Raw genomic sequence first — 1,942 nt, forward strand, 5'->3', positions numbered from 1 at the left:
CGCTGTGCGGCGCCTGGGGCGAAGCCGGTCTGTACGTCCTGACGGGGCTGGGCTCGCGCGGCTTCTGCGTCGCCCCGCTGCTGGGCGAGCACCTGGCGGCGCTGATCATGGGGCGGTCATCTCCCGTTCAGCTCGACCATGGGCATCGTCTGAGCCCTGCGCGTCATGACAATGTCGCTGAAGACCACTAGGGTTGCATACCAACGATCGACAAAGGATTCGCCATGGCTCGCCGCATTCCCTTCGCCGCTTGTAAGATCACGGCCTTGAGCCTGGCGCTGAGCCTGGGCGTCGCAGCCTGCGCGCCCCAGACGAACGGCGGCGCCTCCACCGTGCAGACGGCCTCGTCGACGGCGGCTCCCTGCTTCTATGCCGATCAGGTCCGCAACTTCCGCTCGGATGATCGCACCAACATCTATTTCGACACGGGTCGCGGACGCATCTATCACGCCCAGGCGGCCGGCATCTGTCAGGACATGGACTTCGCCACGGCCCTTACCATTCGCCCGCAAAGCGCCGGCAAGTCACGCCTGTGCGCCGGCGACTGGGCGAACCTGAACGTGCGCGGCATGTCGGGCGTCAACGGTCCTTGCCGCGTCCGTATCGTCAAGGCCCTGAGCGCGGCTGAGGTCGCCGCCTTGCCGGATCGGGTCCGCCCCTGATCGCACCTCGGCCGCCCGCACAGTCAGAACCCATTTCGGTTGCAGATTACATCGCAGTAATTGCGAATGAGTCGTTTGAGCGCGGATCGCCGAACGGGTAAACAGCGTTGCTATGCCCGCGACGCCGGACAGAAGGTTGGCGCGCGCCTGACTGTACGCTCAACCTCCCAGGATATCCGCACGTGGCGACCTCTCGACGCTTTCCGGCCAGGCTGAACGTCAGCCTGGCTCTCGCCTTGGCTTCAAGCCTGACCCTGGCCGCCTGCGGCGGACACGGGGACGAAAAGGACAAGAAGGACGGCGCCTCGCGCCAGACCGTCAGCGCGACGACGGCGACCTCGGTCGCCCTGCCTCGCACCGTGGTCGCCTCGGGCACCGTCTCGGCCTGGGAAGAGGTGCCGGTCGGCGCCGAAACCGGCGGACTGACGGCGACGACCCTCTATGTCGACGAAGGCTCCTATGTCCGTCAGGGCCAGCCGCTGGTGCAGATGAACGACGTCCTGCTGCGCGCCCAGGTGCGCCAGCAGCAGGCGGCGGTGCAGACGGCGGAGGCCAACGTCGCCCGCGACGACGCCGCCCTGGGCCGTGCGCAGGAGCTGAAGACGCGCGGCTTCCTGAGCCAGGCGTCGCTGGACACGGCCCTGGCCAATCAGCGGGCCTCGGCGGCCAATCTGGCCTCGGCCCAGGCCGCCCTGGCCGAGACCCAGACTCGCCTGTCCCAGGCCACCATCCGCGCGCCGGTCAGCGGCCTGATCATCAGCCGCAGCGTCACCAAGGGCCAGATCATCAGCGCCGGAACCGAACTGTTCCGCATGGTGCGCGACGGCCGTCTGGAGCTGGACGCCCAGGTGCCCGAGACCGAATTGCCGTTGATCCAGGCCGGTCAGAGCGCGGCTGTCACCTCCAGCCAGGCCGGTTCGACCACCGGCACGGTCCGCATCGTGACGCCCGAAGTCGATCCGCAGACCCGCCTCGGCCTGGCGCGCATCAGCCTGGCGCCCGGCAGCGCGCTGAAACCCGGCATGTTCGCCCGCGCCGCCATCGAGGCGGGCGCCCGACCGGCGACCGTGGTGCCGACGGACGCGGTCCTTTACCGCAGCAACAAGTCAGGGGTGTTCGTGCTGAACGCCGACTCCTCGGTGCGCTTCGTGCCGGTGACGGTGCTGTCGCGGCGTGACGACCAGACCTCGGTCGAGGGGCTGAACGCGGGCGTCCGCGTCGTAGTGGCCGGCGCCGGCTTCCTGAACGACGGCGACAAGGTGACAGTGGCCGCGCCGCGC

Annotated in this window: 3 protein-coding genes; all 3 read left to right on the forward strand. The window is 68.9% G+C overall.

What is annotated here, in order from left to right:
- The coding region (locus BDIM_RS17780) for a hypothetical protein (RefSeq protein WP_040344565.1) at positions 1 to 191 on the forward strand (191 nt) is incomplete at its 5' end.
- Between the two features lie 33 nt (positions 192 to 224).
- A complete protein-coding gene (locus BDIM_RS02010; protein ID WP_003163895.1) occupies positions 225 to 662 on the forward strand; it encodes a DUF6491 family protein in 438 nt (145 codons plus the stop codon).
- 182 nt (positions 663 to 844) lie between these two features.
- Positions 845 to 1,942 (forward strand): efflux RND transporter periplasmic adaptor subunit (locus BDIM_RS02015; RefSeq protein WP_050796564.1); only part of this gene is annotated, 1,098 nt, incomplete at its 3' end.

This window comes from Brevundimonas diminuta ATCC 11568 (assembly GCF_000204035.1).
GTDB classification, from domain to species: domain Bacteria; phylum Pseudomonadota; class Alphaproteobacteria; order Caulobacterales; family Caulobacteraceae; genus Brevundimonas; species Brevundimonas diminuta.

Bases quoted from the DNA above. Each gene is read 5' to 3' on its own strand.
- BDIM_RS02010 (WP_003163895.1), top strand. From the start codon at position 225: ATGGCTCGCCGCATTCCCTTCGCCGCTTGTAAGATCACGGCCTTGAGC.